A 22,718-nucleotide genomic window follows, 5' to 3' on the forward strand; every position below is an offset into this window, starting at 1 on the left:
TTTATTTTATCTCTTTTCCAAGATCAATGCAAATGATGGACGAGCCCTAAACCTGAGAATAGCATCACTTCCAAATGGCGATGGAATGAATGGATGGTCCCAATATCCAGAGTGGATTTGCAGTTTATCATGCGGTCTGTTACGTTAAAATGTAGTGTCGCATGCAACTATAATGGATGTAGGAGTGTCATCGTGAAATTATCAAAAAGGTTACAGCTAATCCTGGACCAAATCCCCCAAGGCAGCCGGCTGGCCGATATAGGGTCTGACCATGCGCTGCTGCCGGTTGCAGCCGTAGAATGCGGCGCAGCCGTCCAAGCGATTGCAGGCGAAGTGAATCAGGGCCCGTTCGAGGCTGCCGCAAAGCAGGTGAAGGAATCCGGGATGGAGGACTGCATTCAGGTCCGGAGAGGAGACGGTCTTGAAGTTCTGTCCGCAGGCGAAGCGGATGTCATTACGATTGCAGGCATGGGCGGGAGTCTAATCGCTGCGATTCTGGATCGGGGCATCGGCAAGCTTGAAGGGGTGCGCCGGCTCGTATTGCAGCCGAACGTCGGTGAGGATATTTTGCGCAAATGGCTGCTTGCCCATGAGTGGGTGCTGATCGACGAGTTTATTCTGGAGGAAGACGGAAAGATTTATGAGGTGCTTGTGGCCGAGCCCGAGCGACCAGGGGGCCCCGTGACGAATGAGGAAATATACTCGCAGCGGGCCATTGCCGGAAAGGTATCCCTATCCGCCGAATGGCTGCTGCGCATGGGGCCGTGGTTAATCCGGGATGCAGGCACCGTGTTCCATGATAAATGGAAATCGGAGATCGGGAAGATGAATCAAATTCTGAAGTCGCTGTCGCGCTCGGATCAGGATACGGCTAAAGGCAAGGCGGCGGAGATTCGGGCGGATATCGAGTTTATCGAGGAGGTGCTGGCATGCTTGCCAAAGGACAAACCGTAATACAATATATGGAGCAGCTTGCTCCGAAGCATGTGGCTGAGCCGGAGGACCGGATCGGACTTCAGCTCGGTACCCTTCAGAAGGAAATCCGTACAGTGCTGGTTGCGCTGGATGTCAATGATGAAGTGGTTGACGAGGCGATTCGCCTTGGAGCCGATTTGATTATTGCCCATCACGCCATTATCTACCGGCCGCTGAAGCAGCTTCAGACCGACACGCCGATGGGCAAGGTGTACGAGAAGCTGATCAAGCATGATATTGCCGTCTACGTCAGCCATACGAATCTTGACGTAACCGAAGGTGGGATGAACGACTGGATGGCCGAAGCGCTCGGAATCGAGAATACTTCGCCGATTCATGATCTGCATAATGAGCAGCTGTCCAAGCTGGTAGTATTCGTGCCGAAGAGCCATCACGAGGAAGTGCTGAACGCCGTGCTGGACGCCGGTGCGGGCTGGATCGGAAACTACAGCCATTGTAGCTTTAACATTGAAGGATTCGGTACGTTTATCCCGAGAGAAGGAAGCAACCCGTATCAAGGCAAAGCCGGCAAGATGGAACGGGCCGAGGAAGTGCGGATCGAGACGATCGTGCCGCATACGATCCGGAACAAAGTCATCCAGGCGATGCTTAAGGCCCATCCGTACGAGGAAGTTGCCTACGATCTGTATTCCATGGATCTTAAGGGACGGTCGCTGGGACTCGGACGGGTCGGCAAGCTGAAGGAGCCGCTGACGCTGGCGGAGATGGCTGAAGTCGTCAAGGAGAAGCTGGACGTTCCGAACGTCCGGGTCGTGGGCGATCTGAACCGGACGCTCCGCAAGGCGGCGGTCATCGGAGGCTCCGGGGGGCGCTTCTATCCCCAGGCGTTGTTCCGGGGCGCCGATGTGCTCGTAACGGGGGACATTGATTACCATACGGCACAGGACGCGCTTGCCGCCGGCCTAACCCTAATTGATCCAGGACATAATGCCGAGAAAATCATGAAGGGCAAGGTCGCCGAATGGATGCAGCAGAAGCTGCAGGAGAACAAGTATGATACCAAGGTCGTCGCTTCGTCGGTCAACACGGAGCCGTTTCAATTTATGTAAGCTTAGGTTTATCGGCCGTTATCAAGGTAGGAGATGGCACAAGGCGGGCGGCTGATATTTAGGCATGATCATGACGGCTGCTCTGGTAATTTCATCATCGACTGCTAATGTTTTAAGGGTTGTGCATGGACATAAATCAAGATATAATATGTAATGTTGTCCGGAAAGTTTGACAGACAATCGCTGGCGGCGAAAAGCCGCGAGAGGAAAGTCCGGGCTCCATAGGGCAGGGTGCTGGATAACGTCCAGTCAGCGCGAGCTGAAGGATAGTGCCACAGAAATGGACCGCCGATGGCTGTGGATTCACAGCACAGGCAAGGGTGGAACCGAGGTGTAAGAGACCCCGAGGAACGCTGGTGACTTCGTTCCTGGTAAACCCCACCTGGAGCAAGACCTAATGGGACGCGAGTCTCCCTTGAGGAGACAGCCTTTGCCCGAGGCGCGTCTGGGTTGGTCGCTTGAGCCGTTTAGTAATAATCGGCCTAGATAGATGATTGTCGCTTATAGTGGCAGGGTAGTTCCCGAGATGACCACGAAGAGCACAGAACCCGGCTTACGGAAAACTTTCCAAACTGAACAACCGTTATTTTCATATGTAAACCAACCGTATAAACGCGCATAATCTTTCGCTTCCCTTCGGGACGCAGAGAGCATGCGCGTTTTTTCATGTTCGGGATATTTTTTTCGATAACATTTGCCTGTAAAGGACAGTCGTCCATACCATAATGTCCTTCTGTTAATAAGCTATAATCATCAACGGAAAGGAGATGCGAAAAATTATGTCATGTCATCACCATGGACCATGTCCTGAAGTTTCGCCAATCGTATGCGACCCGATCGTCATCGTAAGAGATCATTATGTTCCGCAAATTGTCCCTGTCATCCATCCGATTAAAGTGGTGGACAAAATTCATTGCTGCCCTGTCGAGAAGCATATTTATACGTATTCGCAGGAAGTTGAGGACGGCGTTTACGGCGGCGGTGCCGGTGTCAGAAACGTTGCCGTTTCCGGCAAGTCGTCCAAGAAGCGCTCCGAACGCGCCCGCTCTCGCCGCAAGAGATAACCTCATCCCGCGCCTTGGAGAGCTGTCTAACTACTGACTGAGCAGTTCACCTGCCGTATATAAGAAATTGACCCGCAAGGAATGGCCGCTAACAGACGCTTCGACCAACCCCTGCGGGTCCTTTATATCAGGTGCAGACAGCTTATTTCTTCGTTCCGCCGAGCTTCCGAAGCTCGTCTTCGAGATGGCGGAGCGCCTGGCTCGGCCACATTTGGAGCGGGACCTCGGAATTGCCGGCTGCCTTTAGCGATTGGAAAATATCGATCTGGCCATGACCGTAATATTTGTCCTTTCCTTTATCCCCCAGATCAACGGCATGGTTGATCATGAGGTCCATGACCTCCTGGTTGGTCAGCTCGGGGTTCAGGGAACGGATTAGGCCCGCCATGGCAGCCGCATGCGGACTGGCCATCGAAGTTCCCGAGAGCGCGGCGTACTGATTGCCCGGAAAGGTGCTGGCGATATTCGTGCCGGGAGCCGATACGTCGATGTAATCGCCGTAGTTCGAATATTCGGCACGCTTTTGGTCTGCATCGATGGCAGCAACGGCCAGCACCTCCGGATAAGCGGCCGGGTAGCCTGGACGCTCGGTATTGTCGTTGCCGGAGGCGGCTACAAGCACAACGTCACGATCATAGGCGTATTTTACAGCATCGTGCAGAAATTGCGAATCGGCATAATTGCCGAGGCTCATATTAATGACCTTGGCCCCGTGGTCGGTTGCCCATATAATGCCTTCGGCGACGGCATAGGTTGTACCTGAACCTGTGCCGTCAAGTGCTTTGACCGGCATGATCTTATTGTACCAGCTGACGCCGGCAACGCCCTCGCCGTTGTTGACAAGTGCGGCGATAATACCGGCTACATGCGTTCCGTGACCGACATCGTCCTGAGGCTTCGCCTCCTTGTCCACGATGTTGTAGCCTTCGACCAACTGTCCGTCCAGATCGGTATGGGCCAGATCTACGCCGGTGTCGATCACCGCGATGATCACATCCTCGCTCCCTTTGGATATATCCCAGCCGCGGTTCGTCTCGATGACCGGCAGATTCCATTGATACTCAGAGAAGAGCAGATCATTCGGGATGTTAACCTGACCGTCGGGACCTTCGGGCATGGACTCCGAGGCTGCGCCGGATTTAGCCTGCCGGTCATTGGTTAAATAAATATAGTGGGGCTCGGTGTAGTTAATGCTCCACCGTCTTTCGAAATAGCTACGGAGTCTGTTGTAGTCCATCTGTTTGGAACGAAATACATAGGCATAGCCAAGTTTGCGGGAGGATTCGGCAGAGATATCACGCTCGATGAGGCTGAGGTCCTCCTTTGTCGGTTCAGACTTAAACGACACCACGATTTCGTTCTCGTAATAATGGCTGGCCTTTTCGTTGTCATGCCCAGTCTTGACGGTAATGTCCGATAACGTATCCGCGTGAATCGATTCGACCTTGAATTTCCCCTCCTTCGGATAGGGAATCATGCGAAGATTTCGCTTTTGGTGGTTGGACACCTCATGCAGCACCGCTTGATTCACCAGGGCTGCGGCGCCATGCTTGCCGTCCTTGGAGGGCTCGGCCACAACGAAGTAAGGCTTCCCGGCCGCGTAGAATTTCGGGGAATCGTAAGGCTTACCCTGCTTTAGCTTCTGCAGCGCCATCTGGAAATGGTGGGCGATCAAAGCTTTATCCTTTTTACTCATAGGCGGCAGCTTTCCGTTAATTTCCGTGCTTTGGTTGTTCCGGAGCTGATACCATCTAACCTGCTCGAAATGTTGATGGGATTTTTGCTCCTTGAGGGCATAGGATTTCACTTGCCCGGCGTTGCGCAGTTTATCGTTGTTCAGCATCGCCCGCAAATGCCCCTTCGCATCAACCCGGTTCAATCGGTCGGTTGATTCGATATCGCTGAGCAGGGTCATATGCTTCGCTTTATGCTCGACCTGAGGCTTCAGCGGCTGTGGGGGCTGTGCGGTCTGGCCGGGCTCCTTGGAGCCTGGAATGAACAGGAGCACCAGAAGCACTCCCAGAACCGACCCTGCAGCGATCCAAGTCCACAGTTGACGTGATTTCACATGTATTCCTCCTCACCGCCTAAGACGGATTTGATATGGTTAGCGTGGGAAATGGGCACCTATTTTATTCGCGATGAGGGGCTTGTGAAAAGTGGAAGAACTTGCGCAAAGGGGCGCACCATAAATATCCTTGTAAGTGCATTCAGAAGGGATTTCGCTCTCTCCAAATTTGTGTTAGGATAGTACATATTAGTACGACCGTTAGCGTCCAAGGTTATTAGCCTGGCGGTCACACCATTAAGGGGGATCTATCGTAATGCCAGCAGACAATCTTCAGAAATTATGTTCGGAGTCCAGAGACAAGTTGAAATCTGCTATTTCGATTATGGAAGCGTTTTTGAACGAGTATGCTTTACCGCAGCTGGTCGAGGAACGCGATGAAGAGACCGTACATTTTTATAAGGGATTTCTGTCCGATGTTCGTCATCTGCTCGTATTTTCAGAAGTTTCGTATGAGAAGCTTGGCGTTGTGCAGCGTCGCCCTAATTTTGATGCCGATTTTGCCGAGAAGGCTTTGTATAATGTGTACCACCGCTGCGTAAACAGCTTTTTTTATCCGGTCAACGAAAGCTACTCCGAAGACGGCCGTTATGCCTACACCGGTCAGGACGCGATTCGTTTCCGGAAGAAGCCGGTGCGCCCGGCACGCGACGTTATTATGAACATTACGAAGATCTACGAAGAGCTCCGTGACGATCTGGCTTATTACGAGAGTGATTATTTGACGGAGCGCCGGATGCATTCCGAGAAGAGCCACGCCTAAACATAAGATGCTGCAAGCCTGAACGCCATTCCTTGGTTGATGAAGCATCCTTAACCTGACAAAGAGCTGCCCCTATGTAGTTTTTCTACAGCGGGGGACGGCTCTTTTTTGACCCTTCAGATCAAGCATTGAAGCTGATCTTGCTTCGTAATTTTGGACTTCGTCCGCGGGTAAATTCGCGATGAAATGAATACCTTGACGAAAACCGAGGCTCCTTCGTCCTGACACCAACTGACAGTCGTAACGGTGCATACCGCCGCTGAACTCAGGAAAAAATGTTGACGAGGTGATGCTAAATGGCCAACGAAGCCAAACCATTAGTGAAATGCAGTGTAAGCAATTGTCATTATTGGGGAGAACAAAACGTGTGCAAAGCCGAAATGATCATGATCGAAATTGACCGCCATGCTCACATGAAGCTGAATGAGGAATACGGGGCAGAGGCGTATACGAATGACCACCAGGATGTTGCGAACAAATCCTCCGAAACCTGCTGCTTGACCTTCAAGCCTCGGGCATAATGCTTCGGGACTACTGCAGGAATGATCTATGGTCTCATCCTTAAAATTTGGCAGCTGTCCGCTCTTTAAGATTATTCAATCAGGAGGTGTATGCTTTGGATAAGAAACAGGGACGAAACAAGATGAAAGTGGTCAATGGAAAACGAAGCCGCGTAGATTTTCCGCGCAAGGATCACCGGGAGGAATATGCGGCTGAGGTTGCCCCTCCAAGCGACGTTACCGTCAAGCGCACCGATGATGCCGGCAGGGAGGCGACTGCCGGCCGGACCGCCGGATATGTCGGGCTCGGGATCGGCATCCTTTCCTTGTTCATGTGGTCTGTTATTTTGGGGCCGATTGCGGCTGTAGTCGGTTACTACGCTTACAATAAAGGAAGCAGAACGACCGGCGCATGGTCGATCGGTCTTGGCATTCTGGCAACGATCAGTTATTTTATTCTGATTCCGTTCGCCAGATAAATCTTAGGCCGCTTAAACAGGAGCAACACTGGGCGAATCCATCCGGGAAACAAGGGGATTCGTCTTTTTTTGTCGAATAGGCCTAGCAGATTGTTCCAAAGCCATGGTAGAATAGGACCAGAACATTGAATTTTACGGAGGAAAGTGAGTTAGAACCATGCAAATTGATCCGATTCTCTGGTCGCAGAGCGCGACCAATGTGCAGCGGATGCACACCGGCTCGGGGGAGGCCGTGTCAGGGTTTAGCGATGTGCTGAGCCAGCTGTTGACGGAGGAGCCGACAACCGTGCCGCAAGGCCGAACGATAAGCGCGCTGCCGCCCGGCGTGACTTGGGAGGACGGTTTGCTGTGGCAGCAGCTCGGGCCTGTCAGCGAAAAGTACGCGGATATTGGGACTCAGGATTATTCAATCGAGGATACGGGATCTACCGTCAAGACAAGCTTTGAGGATTTAATCGCCGCGGCAGGGGAACGCTATGGTGTACCGGTCTCATTGATCAAAGCCGTGATTGACGCGGAGTCCTCCTTCAATCCCGATGCGGTTTCATCGGCCGGCGCCAAAGGATTGATGCAGCTTATGGACGGTACCGCACGGGGCCTTGGTGTAAGCAATCCGTTCGACCCGGCGCAAAATATTGAGGGCGGCACGAAGTATTTGGCCAATCTGCTTCAGCGTTTCGGCGGGGAGCTGGCGATGGTGCTGGCCGCCTACAATGCGGGTCCAACCCGAATTGCGGGGCTTGGCGTTTCGAGCGACGAGGAGCTCATGTCCATGCTTCATGTCCTCCCGAAAGAGACCCAGGCCTACATCGGCAAAGTAATGAATGCACGCACGAAGTATATGGCGTAACGAAGATGGAATCATCACGCTCGCTCGCTTGAGGATCAAACGGTAAGCTTAAGGATGTCCGATTCATGGACGGCGGCTTTACCGTTTGATCTTTTTGTGTAAATATAAAAGTCTGGGTTACAATGAATTGCCGTTAGTGGGTATGGAAAGGGGATATGACCTTGATATATTGGGATCACGCCGCTACGACGCCTCCATTGGAGCAGGTGGTGGATACGATGTCCGAGATTATGAAGATGCATTACGCGAACCCGTCAGCCCTTCATCGCTCAGGCGAGGCCGCCGGGAAGCTTCTGAAGCGCGCAAGAGAGGTGTGTGCGGCCGCGCTGCAGGTGCAGCCCGGTGAGATCGTCCTGACTTCGGGGGCAACGGAAAGCAACAATATGGCGATTAAGGGTGCAGCGATGAAGTATCGCAGCAGAGGACAGCATATCATTACGACCGGAACCGAGCATCCCTCCGTATACGAATGCTGCAAGCAGCTCGAATCTCTGGGCTGGGAGGTTACCTATCTGCCGGTGGATGCGGAGGGCATTGTCGATCTGGCTGCGCTGGCGGCAGCCATACGGAAAGATACGGTGCTTGTAAGCATCATGCATGTCAACAACGAAATGGGAGCCATCTCCCCGCTTGCCGATATCGGCCGGATCGTGAAGGAGCGGAATCCGCGAACAATGCTGCATGTGGACGGCGTTCAAGGCTTCGGAAAGCTCCCGGTTGAGCTGTCCGCATGGCAGGCTGACCTGTACAGCTTGTCCGCACATAAATTCAACGGTCCAAGAGGAATGGGCCTGCTGTACGTAAAACAGGGTGTACAGCTGTTTCCGATTCTGTCGGGCGGATCGCAAGAAAGCGGCCACCGGGCCGGTACCGAAAATGTTGCCGGTGCCGTCGCGATGTCCAAGGCGATGCGACTTGCACAGGAGGGCCAGCCTGAATTGCATGCCCGCTTGACCGAAATCAGGGATATCCTGCTTCGCGAAATTCGCCAAATCCCGGGACTGGAGCTGAACAGCAGCGAACGGAGCGCGCCGCATATCGTTCATTTCTCCTGTCCGGGATTGAAGCCGGAAGTAATGGTGCATGCCTTGGAAGAGCTCGGGATGCTCGTGTCGACCAAGTCGGCATGCTCCTCCAAATTAAGCGAGCCGAGCCGGGTGCTGCTCGCCATGGGCAAGGATGCGGCCCATGCATCCTCGGGTATCCGCATCAGCCTCGGCAAGGAGCATCAGCCTGAGGATGCGGCTTCTTTGGCGCAGGCGCTCCGCGTGGTGTGCGGCAAGCTGCGCCCGATTATGGAAAGAGAGGGACAACGAGAATGACATACGATATGCTGCTGCTTCGCTTCGGCGAATTTACGTTAAAAGGAAAAAACCGCAGCCGGTTCGAGAGATCGGTGCATAACCATATCAAGAGCGTGCTGCGGCCGTTTCCCAAGGCGAACATCATAAAGGAATACGGCAGGTTGTACGTGGAACTGAACGGGGAGTCCCCAGAGGCGCTTGCCGGAGCGCTTAAGAAGGTATTCGGCCTCGTATCGATCAGCCCCGTCCGAGTATGCCCCTCCGAGCTGGACAGCATTATCAAGACCGCTGTTGAATTTGTAGGGCAGAAGGTATTGACGAAGGAGACAACCTTTAAAGTGACCGCCAGACGGGTGTGGAAGCCATTCCCCCACTCCTCCCAGGAGATGAATCATCTGGTCGGCTCCCCGCTGCTGCGGGCCTACCCTCAGTTGAAGGTTCAGGTCAAGAATCCGGAGATCGAGCTACGGATTGAGATTCGGCAAGAAAGAACCTATCTGTTCTATGAGGTGATCCCGGGTGTCGGCGGATTTCCGCTCGGAACGAACGGCAAAGCGATGCTGCTCTTGTCCGGCGGAATCGACAGTCCGGTGGCCGGTTGGGAGGCGATGCGCCGAGGGCTTGAAATTCAGTGCGTTCATTTTTACAGCTACCCTTACACAAGCCAACTCGCCAAGGAGAAAGTCATGGAATTGACCAGGATTTTATCAGGGTATGCCGGCAGGCTGAAGCTCCATCTCGTTCCGTTTACGGATGTGCAGACGTCCTTCGTCGGGATCGGGCAGGATAATCTGATCATCACCCTCATGCGCAGGGCCATGCTGAGAATAGCGACCACCCTTGCAGAGAAGGAGGGGGCGCTTGCGATTGTTACCGGGGACAGCCTGGGCCAGGTAGCGAGCCAGACGCTGGCGAGCATGAACGTCATCGGCCGGGCGACCGACCTGCCGATTCTGCGTCCGCTTGTTACATCCGATAAGAACGAGATTATTCGGACGGCGATTGATATCGGCACATATGAAACGTCCATTCTTCCTTATGAGGACTGCTGTACGCTGTTTGTTCCCAAATCCCCGACAACCAATCCGAACCTGCATGTCGTGGAGAGAGTGGAGGCATCGTTAGAGCATCTGGCTGCAAGAATTGAGGCGGCCGTGGCCGGAACCGAGACGCTGATCATTAAACCTGACACGAACATCAGCGCCGGTTCTTCGAATGATGACGGGGCGGTTGTAAACGAGGACTGGTTCTAGGGCTGCAGGTGGTTTTGTGTTTCAGCAGCTCAGCTGTTGGCGTCAGCATGGTTATCATGGGGACCGCTGCGGGCTCCCGCCACATTTCGAAAAAAAGCAAGCGGCTAAGGCTTTCCTTGGCTGCTTGCTTTTTTTGACTTTGGAGGGTTTTTGGCCACCGTGGGTTTAAACTTCTGTAAGGTCGCCTCTTCTGCAACCGAAAACTAGGACATCGTTGACGATTGCCGTTGCTGCGACTTTTTCTTCAGATGGCCTGCCGTAAGCACTCCAACGATAATGAGGGCAATGAACAGATATTTGATGATCTGATGGCCTTCAAAATAAGCATGGAAGTGCTTCTCGTCGGTAATCATGGACGAAGCCGTGTAGGCGAGTACGGCCGAGCCGAGGTAAATAATCCATGGAAAACGATTGATCAGTTTAATAAAAAGGGTACTGCCCCATACCACGATCGGTACGCTGATCAACAGCCCGATCGTAACCAGCACCATATTGTGCTTGGAAGCGCCCGCTACAGCGATGACGTTGTCCAGACCCATGGCGGCATCCGCCACGATGATGGTGCGTATGGCAGAGCCCAGGCTTTTTCCTGCCTTAATATCGTTATGGTCGCTGTTATCATCGGTCAGCAGCTTGTACGCAATGCCGATCAAAAGAATGCCCCCGACCAGCAGGAGCCAAGGAATATTGAGCAGCCAGACAACGAGAATGGTGGCTATAATCCGGAGCACGACGGCTCCGCCCGTTCCGTATATGATCGCCTTCTTCTGGGTGGTCGGCGGAAGATTCCTTGCCGCGAGCCCAATGACGATGGCGTTGTCTCCGGCTAGAATGAGATCGAGAAAAACGATGTTGATTAGGGCCAGAAAAAATTCGGCGGTGGTTTCCATGAATGTCACTCCTCTTCGTATACGGTTCCACAATAACAGAAAGCCGATTCATTATATGCCTATTTTTCCGGTTGTGCAAGCATAGCCTGGCCACCTGACTCATATGTGTTAGAGTGGGGGTGTGACATGCATGGAGACGATGCTTCTGCTTGGACAAATTCTAATGATCAATCTGGTATTAAGCGGCGACAACGCACTGGTTATAGCCATGGCCAGCAAGGATCTTCCCGATAAACACCGCAAGCGGGCCGTATGGATCGGAACCGTTGCGGCTGTCCTGATGAGATGCGTGCTGACCCTGGCAGCGGTATTGCTGCTGAAGATCCCCTTTCTGCAGGCTGGAGGCGCCCTGCTCCTCGTTTGGATCGCTATCAAGCTGATGGCCCCTAAAACGGACGATGACGTTTCGATATCCGTTTCGCTTACGCTCTGGTCGGCAATCAATACGATCCTGGTAGCTGATTTTGTGATGAGCCTGGACAATGTGCTCGCGATTGCCGGTTTGGCTAACGGCGATTTGGCATTGATCGCGATCGGCATATTACTGAGTATTCCAATCGTGGTTTGGGGGAGCGGCTTGATTTCTTCGATGCTTCATAAGTTTCCGCTCCTGCTGTATATCGGGGCAGGGATATTGGCTTTTACCGCAGGGGAAATGCTGACGCAGGACGCGCGTGTCGGCTTGCTGCTCGCCTACTGGCTGCCGCACGGCCACAACCTGATCCCGATATTTCTTGCGGGCGCCGTCATCCTGATCGGCGGTATGCAGACAATGGGCAAGAGGCATAGAGCCTAGCGTTGGTGGATGTAAAGGTTGAATCGGCTTGCGAAAGCACGAATAACGATGGGTGACGGGTCCGGTAATGGACCGTCATCCATTTTTTTGTTGAAAACCGCGAATCTGGTTAATATTTAAATGGAACAAGCTCGGGATATAGTTTTTTTTGTCGGTTTGGGCTAAAATTAACGTATCGAACGACTAATAAAACACGCTGATGTAATGAATGATACATACTGAAGAGAGGGTGATCAGATGTCCTCAAGAAAAGATTTGGCGCTGGGCTTGTTCATCGTCGGGGCCGGAGTTGTCATATTCCTTGGAAAACTCGGCGTATTCGGCTTTCTAGGCCGAACGTTATGGCCGCTGATCGTGCTGCTGCCGGGCATATTTCTGCATTTTCTGTATTTCAGCCGCCGTGCGACGGCCGGCATTCTTATTCCAGGCGGGATCTTGACCGTATATGGTCTGCTGTTCCTGATCTGCAACTTTGCAGGATGGGGGCTCATGTCATCCTTGTGGCCGATCTTGATTTTGGGCGTAGGGGTCGGCTTGTTTGAATATTATTTGTTTGAAATTCCGCGGCCGGGAGGAGCGCTTCCGATTGCGCTCGGACTAACCGCGCTGTCTGTGCTTATCCTCTTCTTTACATGGCTGTCGTCTGCGGCACTCTACATTATCGCATTTTTGTTGATTGCTTCAGGCGTATGGATGATTGTCAGGCGGAATAGCTCGGGACGAAACAATAAGTGGAGTCGGGGATGGTAAGTATTATTGGAAGTTTTCTGAAAAGACTTGATTTCACCATTCGTTTCCCTATATTATTAGGAGTATGTTGAAGCGTCGGCATGTCGTCCGGCGCTTTCTTTGTGGCTCATTCGAACAGAAGGGATTTGAGATACATTTATGCAATCAAGAGATCAGATTCGCAACATTGCCATTATTGCACACGTTGACCATGGCAAAACAACACTTGTAGACCAGCTGCTGAAGCAATCCGGTATTTTCCGGGAGCATGAGACGCTGCAGGAGCGCGCGATGGACTCCAACGACCTGGAGCGCGAACGCGGGATTACCATCTTGGCCAAAAATACGGCTATCACGTATAAAGATTATCTGATCAATATTGTAGATACACCGGGACACGCCGATTTCGGCGGTGAAGTGGAACGGATCATGAAAATGGTTGACGGCGTTCTGCTCGTCGTCGATGCCTATGAAGGCTGCATGCCTCAAACCAAATTTGTGCTCGGCAAAGCGCTCGCACATAATTTGACGCCAATCGTCGTTGTTAACAAAATCGACCGTCCGGCCGCCCGTCCGGCTGAAGTTATCGATGAAGTGCTTGATCTGTTCATCGAGCTCGGCGCAAACGACGATCAACTCGATTTTCCGGTCGTTTATGCATCGGGCTTGAACGGAACCTCAAGCAAGGATCCGGACAAGCAGGATGACAATATGCTCGCCATGTACGAAACGATCATCGAGCACATTCCTTCCCCAACGGAGAAAGTGGACGAGCCGCTTCAGTTCCTCGTTACCTTGATGGATTACAACGAATACCTGGGCCGCATCGCGATTGGCCGCGTGAACCGCGGCATTATCAAGCAGGGACAATCCGTTACGGTCATCATGCGCGACGGATCAAGCAAGAATGCCCGGATCGAGAAGCTGTTCGGCTTCCAAGGCTTGAAGCGGATCGAGGTTTCGGAAGCCGGCGCAGGCGATATCGTTGCCATTGCCGGTATCAAGGATATCAACATCGGAGAGACGATCGCCGATCCTCAGCATCCGGAGGCACTGCCGGTGCTGAAAATCGATGAACCGACACTCCAAATGACATTCCTCGTGAACAACAGTCCTTTCGCCGGACGTGAAGGCAAATGGGTAACGTCCCGCAAGCTGCGCGACCGGCTGTTCAAAGAGCTTGAGACTGACGTCAGCTTGAGAGTGGAAGAAACCGACAGCCCGGATGCATATATCGTCTCCGGACGCGGTGAGCTCCATCTTGGCATCTTGATCGAGAACATGCGCCGTGAAGGCTACGAGCTTCAAGTATCCAAGCCGGAAGTTATCGTCCGCGAAATCGACGGCGTCAAAATGGAGCCGATCGAACGCTTGATGATCGACGTGCCGGAAGAAAGCATGGGTGCGGTCATGGAAAGCCTTGGAACACGCAAGGCAGAAATGGTGAATATGGTGAACAGCGGCAACGGACAGGTTCGATTGGAATTCCTGATCCCGGCCCGCGGATTGATTGGATACCGCACCCATTTCTTGACGCTGACTCGCGGCTACGGCGTGATGAACCACGCATTTGACAGCTATGGCCCGCTAGTGGGCGGCCAGGTCGGCGGACGCCACCAAGGCGTGCTCGTATCGACGGAGAACGGAACGTCGACCTTCTATGGCATGCTGTCTGTAGAAGATCGCGGAACACTGTTCCTTGAGCCGGGTACTGAAATTTATGAGGGCATGATCGTCGGGGAGCATACCCGTGACAATGACATCGTCGTTAACATCTGTAAGGAAAAGCAGCTGACGAACGTCCGCTCCGCAACGAAGGACGACACGGTGAAGCTGAAGACGCCTCGCATCTTCTCTTTGGAGCAGGCGCTCGAATATCTGAATGATGACGAATATTGCGAAATTACGCCGAAGTCTGTGCGTCTGCGGAAGAAGATCTTGAACAAGAGCGAACGCGAGCGTGCAGAAAAACATCGTAAAATGGCGCAAGCGAATCTATAATAGAGAATATGCTAAAGATTACTTGTCCTTAAAGGAGTGAGCCTGTCATGCAGGAATGGTTGGCCGCGCATCCGCTCATCTCGTATATTTTGATCTTTGTGATGATTACCTACGTGTACAACAAGGTGTTTCGGGTTAAACAGAAGCTCCCCTTGCTTAAGGAGATTCTGTTGTACTTCCTGATGCTGCTCGGATCGGCTATTCTGCTCGTGTTCCAAATCGATAAGCTGCCGATCATCCAATGTCTGCTTGTAGCGGTCGCCTTGATGTTCATGGTTCGGATACGCTATTTTGTGGAGGAACGCCAGAAGAAAAAGACGCAGGCGGAATCCAAATCGTAAAAAACGAGTGAACATTCGCGCGATTTTACGCTGATTTCGGCAACCTTTTGTCAGTCCCCGTCGTTTAATAAGAGAGAGAAGTAACCCATGGTCCGATGAATGCTCAGTCCTAAGGTCTGAGCGTTCATCGGACATTCATCTAATTTGAATGAAATCAGGTGCAATGATATGAATTCTAATCATACCAATCTCCCTCCAAGATCAAAAAGCGGGGGGAAGGGCAAGAAAACCTCTGCTCCAAAGCGAAAAAAAAGCGGTGTAAAAACATTTTTTAAAACGATTCTGATTATTTTACTGATCGCAATCCTATCCGCCGCAGGCTATGCAGGATTTTTGTTCTTTAAAGGCAATGAAGTTATCGAGAAGAGCGGAATCGACAAGCCGGTGCCTCCAGGGCAATCCGCCAAGGAAAAGCCGATCACGATGCTGCTTCTCGGAACGGACTACCGTCCGAAAACCGGAACTTATTTGACGGATGTTGTCATGGTGGTTTCGATGCATCCCGATACGAATACGGCGACGCTGGTATCGCTCCCAAGGGATACGCTCATCGAGCTTGAAGGATATGTGCCGAACAAGCTAAACTCGTATTATCCGAAGTTCAAAGCTGCCTTCAACAAGGCCGAGAAGAAGCAGCCGGGCAGCGGAATTAAGCCTGAGGATGAGATGAAGGTCATGATGAGCAAATACATGGGAGTGAACATCGATTACGTCACTGTGATCGATTTCCAGGGCTTCCGTGATATTGTTGATACCTTTGGCGGCGTTGATGTCAACGTAAAATACAATATGTGCCACAGGGACTCCGCCGATGGCACGGATATCAACCTGAAGGCAGGCCCGCAGAAGCTGGACGGCGCTAAGGCGCTGGATTATGTACGCTACCGGAAATCGATGAACTGCAACCCGAAAACCAAGGAATCCAACGATTTCGACCGCAATGCCCGTCAGAGCGAGGTGCTTCACTCCTTGCTGGACCGCATGAAGTCTTTAGGCGGGGTTACCAAGGTCGGCAACGCGCTGGATGCGGTATCGGACAATATGATCACCGATCTGGAGCAGGATCAGATCCGCAACCTGATCGCAACGTATTATGATATTAAGAAGGATGACGTACGGTTTATGCCGGTGACCGGCGAATGGCGAAGCCCGAATGTGTATATCAGTTCGGCTGAGCTCGAGAAGGCGAAGCAAGCGCTGCAGGAGGAGCTGGCCGGCAATCATAAAGCCGGGACAGCAGGGGAAGAAGGTACAACTCCTGTCTCACCGTGACAATTGAAGGCAAGTTTTACCGTGTGATATAATACAATGTAACAGATGGAGATCATTGTACAGGAGGCCTCATTTATGTCCTACCCAATGATGCACACGACACGCGCGCCGATCCGGCTTGATCAGGCTGCTGAAGCAGCTTGGGGATTTGTGCGGTCAACTTCCATCCGTATACACTCCGCAGAAGACGGCATCTGCTCCGTTTCGAAGCTCCTTCCGCCGCATGGGTCGGAATTGGATATCGAAACGGGCGGATTTTCGCTGCCGTTTCTTGAATACGCTGGCCGTTCTCCTCGATCGGCGGTTTTACTGAAGACGGGGAAGCTATGGCCATGTAAAAAGCCCAGTGGGATTTCACTGGGCTTTTTTGTATGAAAAATGTGGAGTCTTGGCGGACAAACACGGATCTTCGTCCTAGTCACGAATCGATTGCCGTCATGTAATGTCTATCTGCTGCGGTTGGTGTTTTGCGGTGCATTCCCTTGAGGACTGTTCGGCTGTACCGTGCGTCCTCCGTGATCTTGGGCATTACCGTTTCTAGGCGTGACATCTTTAGGCAGCTGCGGAATGATGCGTCCGACGATATCGGCAAGCTCGCTGGCCAGTCCGGCTATCGGGTGACCCTCCTGAATATGTCGGCCAAGATCGGCAATGCGGTTGGTAATGTCCAAATCGGCTGTAACGAGCGCGTTGGCTCCGGCAGGATCCTTCTGTAGAGCTTCGGCGACCGTGTATTTGATGGTACCCACTTCAGCACGGTCGAGATTTCCATCGACATTTAGTCCCACAACGGCCGTATTGCCCATGACCACACAATTGGCATTCTTGACGCCTGGTACACTTTCGGCCAACGCTTTCAAATGATTGGCGGTCGACGTATCCACACGCGCATTACCTTGGGTATTGTCAGCCGCGTCCCCCCTGTTCGTGATACCCGGGCCCCAGCCATCTACATTGTTGGTGGCAAGGCCTCTGTTACCATTCAAGCTTTGGGCTGTCGTGTTATTCGTCTGTCCATTCGTTTGATTACGAGGAGAGGGTGATGCATTGTTATTGGCAGTCCCGCAGCCTGCGAGAAGCACCATCGTCAGCACTAGGGATAGAGCAGCTTTCATATGAATCTGTCCTTTCGTCGTAAATTTCATTCGATTACTCCAGAGGCTAAGCTTATTATGTCCGGGACGAAATGGTTTAATGTGTACCTGATGATGAAGAAGCAGTGGAGGGATAAGATGAGTAAAATTTTTGTGCTGGATACGAACGTACTGCTGCATGATCCTCAATCCATTTATGCTTTTGAGGAGCATGAGGTCATCATTCCTGCGGTGGTTCTTGAGGAGATCGATTCGAAGAAGCGTAATGCCGATGAGATCGGCCGAAATGCCCGCACCGTGTCCCGGCTGTTGGATGGATTACGGGAACGGGGGCACCTGCATGACGGGGTGCTTCTGGAGAATGGCGGGACACTGAAGGTCGAGCTGAATCATCGCAGCTTCGTCAAGGTACAAGAACTGTTTAGTGAGGCTACCAACGACAATCGAATTTTGGCTGTCGCGTTAAATTATAAATTGGAGGAGGAACCGAAGGAGGACGGCAAGGCTGTCGTGCTCGTCAGCAAGGACGTATTGGTCCGGATCAAGGCGGATGTGCTTGGATTAACGACACAGGACTACTTGTCCGACCGGACGGCCGATCCGAGCGAATTGTTTCCCGGATATTCGACGATCAAGGTACACCCGTCGGTCATCGACGAGTTTTACAGCTACCGTTATCTTCCGATCAAACCGCTGCAGCTGCCTTATCTGTTGTACCCGCACGAATTCGTCATTTTGAAGGATGAAATGGGCTCGGCCAAGTCGGCATTGCTTCGCGTCAATGAGGATGCTACACGGCTTGAGCCGCTGCACTTGAGCAATGAACCGGTATGGGGAATAAGCGCCCGCAATGCCCAGCAGCGAATGGCGATCGAGCTGCTGCTTAACGACGATATCCCGCTCGTGACGATCACGGGGAAGGCGGGAACAGGGAAAACATTGCTGGCGCTTGCAGCCGGTCTGTCCAAAGTCGAGGATGAGCACCGATATAAAAAGCTGCTGATTGCCCGGCCTGTCGTTCCGATGGGCAAGGATATCGGTTATTTGCCCGGCGAGAAGGAAGATAAGCTGAGACCTTGGATGCAGCCGATATATGATAATCTGGAATTTTTGTTCGATACCAAGAAATCGGGCGATATCGATAAAATACTCATGGGGCTCGGCAGTATTCAGGTCGAAGCGTTGACTTACATTCGCGGCCGGTCCATTCCAGGGCAATTCATTATTGTGGATGAAGCGCAAAACTTATCGCGGCACGAAGTCAAGACCATTGTGTCTAGGGCCGGAGAAGGAAGCAAAGTCATTCTTATGGGAGATCCGGAGCAGATCGATCATCCGTATCTGGATGCGGTGAGCAATGGCCTGACCTATGTGGTAGAGCGGTTTAAGCAGGAGCGCCTGAGCGGTCATATCACATTAACGAAGGGCGAGCGTTCCAAGCTGGCTCAACTGGCGGCAGATTTGCTGTAGCTGATATTTCCCGAGAAATAAAGAAAAAGGGAACAAACGACATCTCATATTTGAAAAAGGGGCGGTTCGGAAATCTTTATCATTTCCGGACCGTCTTTTCTAATATCTTCCGCAGCACTTGAGTGCGGTGCAAGAAGGGATCCCTCACTCTTGCTTGTATTGGGTTCATGCCGTATAGAGACTCCGGGGCAGTGAGCTTGCTTAATGCGTTCTGCATTCACTTGACAACATACTATACAGCTGCGCAGGGTACGGTTTCGTATAGTTCTATCTGTCTGTTCTTGCAAACCGGTGGTATAATCTATAAATGAGATAGGACAAGAGCACTAGAGGTTTGGTAAAATAAGGGCAAGTGGCTAAAGGAGTGAAGTGGGGATATGAAACGGAAAAAATATTGGTTCCTCTTTGCGGTCTTATTATTGTCTTTATCCAGTTTATCTCCCAGCTTCGACTTCACTCATTATACCAAGCGGGAGCCGCCCGGAGATGAGCCGATTCCGCCCGAACAGCGGCCGGAAACGCCGGAAGCCGACCAGGGCCCGATTCAGGTCGGGGTTCAGTTAAGCGGCGCCGAGCTGAGGAAGCTGAATGAGCTGAACGAACAGTTTATGCAGGAGTACGGCGCCGAGGTTAAGATAGTTCCTCTGGAATCGAATGATCCAGACGGGGAGGAATCCCTGGATTCCTTTATGATGCAGTTGAGCCTGGGAGAAGGGCCGGATATCCTTTTGACAGATTCGCATTATATAAAAGCGCTTGCAATGAACGGTTATTTGCTCCCGGTCGATGCCTCCCAAGCGGTTATGCCGGACGGCGAGGCCTTGAATGGCCTGCTCACGCCGCTGCAGTGGAACGGATACCAATGGGGCTTGCCTTTCGACATCGATCCCTATGTCATGGTCTGGAACGGGCAAGGGAAGGACGAACCCTCCAAGAAGCTGCCCCGAAGCCGGAAAGAATGGAAAGAATATTTCGGCGTACATACATCCGGTGCGGTGCTGTCCTTTGACTTAAGGGACCCCTACGCCTTTGCAGCTGCGGTTCACCTCATGGAAGGAGATCCGTCCAGTCCGGATCGGGATGTTCTGGACTTGCTGCTGCGGGGCATCAGACCTGCTTCGGAGTCAATGAGCGGCGAGCAGCAGGTTCCCGGGGAAAATTCGGAACCGAGTGACGAGCCGGGAACCGTTCAGATCGGGCCCTATTCAGCCTTTGTCGATCAAGACACCGACGGTAGGACTCTTGCTCTCGCGATGGGGAATAATCATCCAAAGTCCCCTGTCGTTCGCACACGATGTCTTGCCGTTGCGGCCCAAACGGAATCTTCCGCACTCGCCATGAAATGGATAACGTACATGACGGAAAAAGAGCAGCAGCGCGAATGGAGCAAGTCGGCAGGAACGCTGCCTGTTTTGTCAGAGCTTTACGTGACCAGCAGTCACTTGCTTCATGACCAAGGCATCTGGCAAAAGGCCGCCGTTCCGGTTCAGCTGCTGCTTGCGGAGAACGAAGCTTCGGTGCTCGATTTTGGGGAGCCGGTGAACTTCCAGGCCTATGCCGAATCGGCCCGGAGCCTGTTGAGCGGAGAAATAACCATGGAGAAGTACCTGGAGCTGCATCCTCCTGAGGCGAAGTGAAACGCATAATTAGGATCAGCACGTCAAACAGCTGCCCGGAACGTTAGATTGCGAATGTTCCGGGCAGCTGTTTTTTTGTTCATCCTATGTAGTGGATAATAGAGGCGTCAATCTAATGGCAGTTAATCCATACAGCCTTAAAGATGATAGTGACCGGGGGGCGGGACTATCGGTACTGCGCTTAATTGCAGTGGTTTCTTAAGTTAAACAAGCTATAGCAAGCTATAAATCCAGCTCCATCGTAACCATGAGCCTCTGATTGGCGCTTGAAACCTCTGTTGCTTTCAGAAAGGACACCAGCTGTTTCGGATAGAAGTTCATGTCGAATTCTTCCTGGAGCGCCTGGCGCGTTGTGTCCGGCAGCTCGATCCGGTTGAATACAAGCTTGTCGACATGGAACATAATGGCGTTCTGCGGATCTTCGACAACCGTATACCGGCCTTCGATCAAAAGGGATAAATTGCCGCTTTCTCCGGATGCAATCACTTTGCCGTCATTGAAATGAAATGCGAACGAGTTGAAGAGCTCGTCCTCGGACCGGAGGAAGGCATTAAGCTCATCTTCATGAATGTTTATCGTATACACTTTCCCGTTTGTCTTCAATATGTTCTTGCTGCCCTGAACGAAATCCGGAAGATTCTCCATTGCGTTTGCCAGGGCCCGGAAATGGCGTTTCACCTCGTAGAGGCCGACGTTCTCCCAATATAAAGTAAACTCCTCAATCAGCTTTTTCATGGCTTCAGGATTGCTGCTTGTCGATACGGCGCTGTCCACCTGCTTCTCCAGCGCAAGCACACGTTCCCGCTGCCTGACCAGATTATCCTTCACTTCAACAAGCGCCGACGCATTCCGAGCAGCCTCAGCCTTGGAGGAGGCAAGCTCCTGGTATTGGTTGTTATAGGCCGTTAACACGTCCCGGTCATTCTGAATGATCAAATCGTAAAAATCCAGTACACGGAAAAACCCGGCCAAGCTTTTAGCAGATAACAGCATGTAATATAACTGCTCGCGCTCGCCCATGTAATAGGAACGCAGCACAGCTCCGGCGCGCTCCTGGCGGTCACGAATCGTCAGCTCCAATTCTCCGATCTTCCCTTGAAGCTCGTCCTGCAGCGCTTCAAGCTCCACAATCCGGCTCGAAATCCGGGAAATCTCCTCATCGATCTCGACAATGGACAGACTGTCCTGCAAGATGCGGCGCGCCTCTTCCGAGTCCGGCATGACGGGGCTTGCATCCTGCTCGGAGTAAACCGCTGGAGTAAACATGAAACAGAACAACAGAAGCAGCGTGAGCATGAACGGGAGGATCGGCGTTTTTAATCGTTCAATCAACAGGAGTCCTCCTTGAATGGTTGTTTAGACGAAAGGAATCCGTCCGCTGTCCCTTCGCTGTTAACCAATATATGATGATGACGTTATAAATATCAACCTTTTGGAAACTGAAAAAAAACGACCCGCAGCAAATGCTCCGGATCGCTTTTTTTTAAAGACACTGTTCACGAATCGCAAGGAAACCATCCGCACCCGTCCGCTTAGCCGGGTTGTCCAAGTTCAAGCGCCAGCGGGAGCGGATATTCGCCTGCTTGGTTTGTTGGCATTCATTAGAGCGGCTTGCCCATAACGAAGACCGTCCAGTAGCTGAAGCCTGTGAAGGTCACGATCATATAAGCCCAGAAGAGAAGAATATAGGTTCTCTCCGTGAATTTCAAATATCCCAGGATCACGAAAAATGCCGTCTGCAGGAAGAACAGCAGAGCCATTTCAATAAGATCACCGGCGAAGGCCATCAACCCGATCGTTAGGGTAAAAAAGCCCAGCACTCGAAACATCCGTGCCACGATATATCCTCCTCTCGTATGTACGCACATAATGCCGCTATTCCCATTATAGCGTTACGGGAAAATGGTGTAAACGCCTAACTCAAGAAAAACCTGCTTTATTTTTATTATGTGCCGAGAAGGTCCCGAAATAATCAGGAAGTTTTTCTAAGGTTTCGCACCATTTCCCCGCTTAAGCGTATGATCTGTATTCAAAATGGAAATACATTTTAGTATCAAATAGATTCTATGAACTCTATGAGAGGCATAGGAATGAATTAAGCAGTTTTTATACCCTATTCAGCAGCCGATTTACGGTATTGAAGACGGTTATTTTAGGATGTC

At 51.9% G+C, this 22,718-nt stretch carries 22 protein-coding genes and 1 other RNA gene; 18 read left to right on the forward strand and 5 right to left on the reverse strand.

Features of this window, described 5'->3' with window-relative positions; all coding sequences use genetic code 11:
* The first annotated feature begins 192 nt into the window (after positions 1-192).
* The 4 genes from NST08_RS08880 to NST08_RS08895 all read left to right on the forward strand — a co-directional run bounded on the left by NST08_RS08880 (position 193) and on the right by NST08_RS08895 (position 3,109).
* The gene (locus NST08_RS08880; RefSeq protein WP_210095261.1) at positions 193-954 is read left to right on the forward strand and encodes a tRNA (adenine(22)-N(1))-methyltransferase TrmK; all 762 of its coding nucleotides are present in this window, start codon (positions 193-195) and stop codon (positions 952-954) included.
* Positions 930-2,045 (forward strand): Nif3-like dinuclear metal center hexameric protein, encoded by a 1,116-nt coding sequence (locus NST08_RS08885; protein WP_210095262.1) that lies wholly within the window; start codon positions 930-932, stop codon positions 2,043-2,045. Before NST08_RS08880 ends, NST08_RS08885 begins: the two co-directional genes overlap by 25 nt.
* Before the next feature lie 164 nt (positions 2,046-2,209).
* An RNA gene (rnpB, locus tag NST08_RS08890) (RNase P RNA component class A) lies at positions 2,210-2,616 on the forward strand.
* 208 nt (positions 2,617-2,824) lie between these two features.
* A complete protein-coding gene (locus NST08_RS08895) occupies positions 2,825-3,109 on the forward strand; it encodes a hypothetical protein (protein WP_007129428.1) in 285 nt (94 codons plus the stop codon).
* Between the two features lie 142 nt (positions 3,110-3,251).
* Here NST08_RS08895 and NST08_RS08900 read toward each other — a convergent pair whose 3' ends face one another.
* Positions 3,252-5,177 carry a S8 family peptidase gene (locus NST08_RS08900; protein ID WP_028404317.1) on the reverse strand — a complete coding sequence of 642 codons (1,926 nt, stop codon included), beginning with the start codon at positions 5,175-5,177 and terminating at the stop codon, positions 3,252-3,254.
* Positions 5,178-5,433: 256 nt separating this feature from the next.
* Here NST08_RS08900 and NST08_RS08905 point away from each other — a divergent pair, with 256 nt between their 5' ends.
* The 6 genes from NST08_RS08905 to thiI all read left to right on the forward strand — a co-directional run bounded on the left by NST08_RS08905 (position 5,434) and on the right by thiI (position 10,326).
* Entirely contained in the window at positions 5,434-5,940 is a 507-nt protein-coding gene (locus NST08_RS08905; protein WP_007129430.1) for a YpuI family protein, read from the forward strand.
* 296 nt (positions 5,941-6,236) lie between these two features.
* Positions 6,237-6,461, forward strand: a complete 225-nt coding sequence (locus NST08_RS08910; protein WP_340901084.1) for a DUF1540 domain-containing protein — start codon at positions 6,237-6,239, stop codon at positions 6,459-6,461.
* A gap of 95 nt (positions 6,462-6,556) precedes the next feature.
* Positions 6,557-6,919: a hypothetical protein gene (locus NST08_RS08915; RefSeq protein ID WP_007129432.1), complete on the forward strand. Its 363-nt coding sequence runs from the start codon at positions 6,557-6,559 to the stop codon at positions 6,917-6,919.
* A gap of 157 nt (positions 6,920-7,076) precedes the next feature.
* Positions 7,077-7,769, forward strand: a complete 693-nt coding sequence (locus tag NST08_RS08920; RefSeq protein ID WP_340901083.1) for a lytic transglycosylase domain-containing protein — start codon at positions 7,077-7,079, stop codon at positions 7,767-7,769.
* 161 nt (positions 7,770-7,930) lie between these two features.
* Positions 7,931-9,091 (forward strand): cysteine desulfurase family protein, encoded by a 1,161-nt coding sequence (locus tag NST08_RS08925; protein ID WP_340901082.1) that lies wholly within the window; start codon positions 7,931-7,933, stop codon positions 9,089-9,091.
* On the forward strand, positions 9,088-10,326 hold the full coding sequence (gene thiI, locus NST08_RS08930) for a tRNA uracil 4-sulfurtransferase ThiI (protein WP_340901080.1): 1,239 nt from the start codon (positions 9,088-9,090) through the stop codon (positions 10,324-10,326). Before NST08_RS08925 ends, thiI begins: the two co-directional genes overlap by 4 nt.
* Positions 10,327-10,529: 203 nt before the next feature.
* On the opposite strand, the gene NST08_RS08935 is transcribed toward thiI, so the two are convergent.
* Positions 10,530-11,216, reverse strand: coding sequence for a TerC family protein (locus NST08_RS08935; protein WP_007129436.1), 687 nt, complete (start codon positions 11,214-11,216; stop codon positions 10,530-10,532).
* 130 nt (positions 11,217-11,346) lie between these two features.
* On the opposite strand from NST08_RS08935, the gene NST08_RS08940 reads away from it, so the two are divergent.
* The 6 genes from NST08_RS08940 (at position 11,347) to NST08_RS08965 (ending at position 16,730) form a co-directional block, all read left to right on the forward strand.
* The gene (locus NST08_RS08940) at positions 11,347-12,012 is read left to right on the forward strand and encodes a TerC family protein (protein WP_007129437.1); all 666 of its coding nucleotides are present in this window, start codon (positions 11,347-11,349) and stop codon (positions 12,010-12,012) included.
* 237 nt (positions 12,013-12,249) lie between these two features.
* Positions 12,250-12,762 (forward strand): hypothetical protein, encoded by a 513-nt coding sequence (locus NST08_RS08945; RefSeq protein ID WP_028404311.1) that lies wholly within the window; start codon positions 12,250-12,252, stop codon positions 12,760-12,762.
* Positions 12,763-12,900: 138 nt separating this feature from the next.
* Positions 12,901-14,742, forward strand: coding sequence for a translational GTPase TypA (gene typA / locus NST08_RS08950; protein WP_007129439.1), 1,842 nt, complete (start codon positions 12,901-12,903; stop codon positions 14,740-14,742).
* A gap of 47 nt (positions 14,743-14,789) precedes the next feature.
* Entirely contained in the window at positions 14,790-15,083 is a 294-nt protein-coding gene (locus tag NST08_RS08955; protein ID WP_007129440.1) for a YlaH-like family protein, read from the forward strand.
* 168 nt (positions 15,084-15,251) lie between these two features.
* Positions 15,252-16,355: an LCP family protein gene (locus NST08_RS08960; protein WP_007129441.1), complete on the forward strand. Its 1,104-nt coding sequence runs from the start codon at positions 15,252-15,254 to the stop codon at positions 16,353-16,355.
* A 75-nt stretch (positions 16,356-16,430) separates the two neighbouring features.
* Complete coding sequence (locus NST08_RS08965; protein WP_007129442.1) at positions 16,431-16,730, forward strand: hypothetical protein; 300 nt, start codon at positions 16,431-16,433, stop codon at positions 16,728-16,730.
* A 71-nt stretch (positions 16,731-16,801) separates the two neighbouring features.
* On the opposite strand, the gene NST08_RS08970 is transcribed toward NST08_RS08965, so the two are convergent.
* Positions 16,802-17,500 carry a YhcN/YlaJ family sporulation lipoprotein gene (locus tag NST08_RS08970; RefSeq protein WP_007129443.1) on the reverse strand — a complete coding sequence of 233 codons (699 nt, stop codon included), beginning with the start codon at positions 17,498-17,500 and terminating at the stop codon, positions 16,802-16,804.
* An 87-nt stretch (positions 17,501-17,587) separates the two neighbouring features.
* On the opposite strand from NST08_RS08970, the gene NST08_RS08975 reads away from it, so the two are divergent.
* Both NST08_RS08975 and NST08_RS08980 read left to right on the forward strand, forming a co-directional pair.
* Positions 17,588-18,919: a PhoH family protein gene (locus tag NST08_RS08975; protein ID WP_040738501.1), complete on the forward strand. Its 1,332-nt coding sequence runs from the start codon at positions 17,588-17,590 to the stop codon at positions 18,917-18,919.
* Positions 18,920-19,296: 377 nt separating this feature from the next.
* Entirely contained in the window at positions 19,297-20,556 is a 1,260-nt protein-coding gene (locus NST08_RS08980; RefSeq protein WP_210095265.1) for an extracellular solute-binding protein, read from the forward strand.
* A 222-nt stretch (positions 20,557-20,778) separates the two neighbouring features.
* Here the strand turns inward: NST08_RS08980 and NST08_RS08985 are convergent, their stop codons facing one another.
* Positions 20,779-21,888: a coiled-coil domain-containing protein gene (locus NST08_RS08985; protein ID WP_007129446.1), complete on the reverse strand. Its 1,110-nt coding sequence runs from the start codon at positions 21,886-21,888 to the stop codon at positions 20,779-20,781.
* A 269-nt stretch (positions 21,889-22,157) separates the two neighbouring features.
* The gene (locus tag NST08_RS08990) at positions 22,158-22,394 is read right to left on the reverse strand and encodes a DUF2626 domain-containing protein (protein WP_007129447.1); all 237 of its coding nucleotides are present in this window, start codon (positions 22,392-22,394) and stop codon (positions 22,158-22,160) included.
* Positions 22,395-22,718: the final 324 nt, after the last annotated feature.

Origin of the sequence: Paenibacillus sp. FSL K6-1566 (assembly GCF_038050475.1) — a bacterium.
GTDB lineage: Bacteria > Bacillota > Bacilli > Paenibacillales > Paenibacillaceae > Paenibacillus_AQ > Paenibacillus_AQ lactis.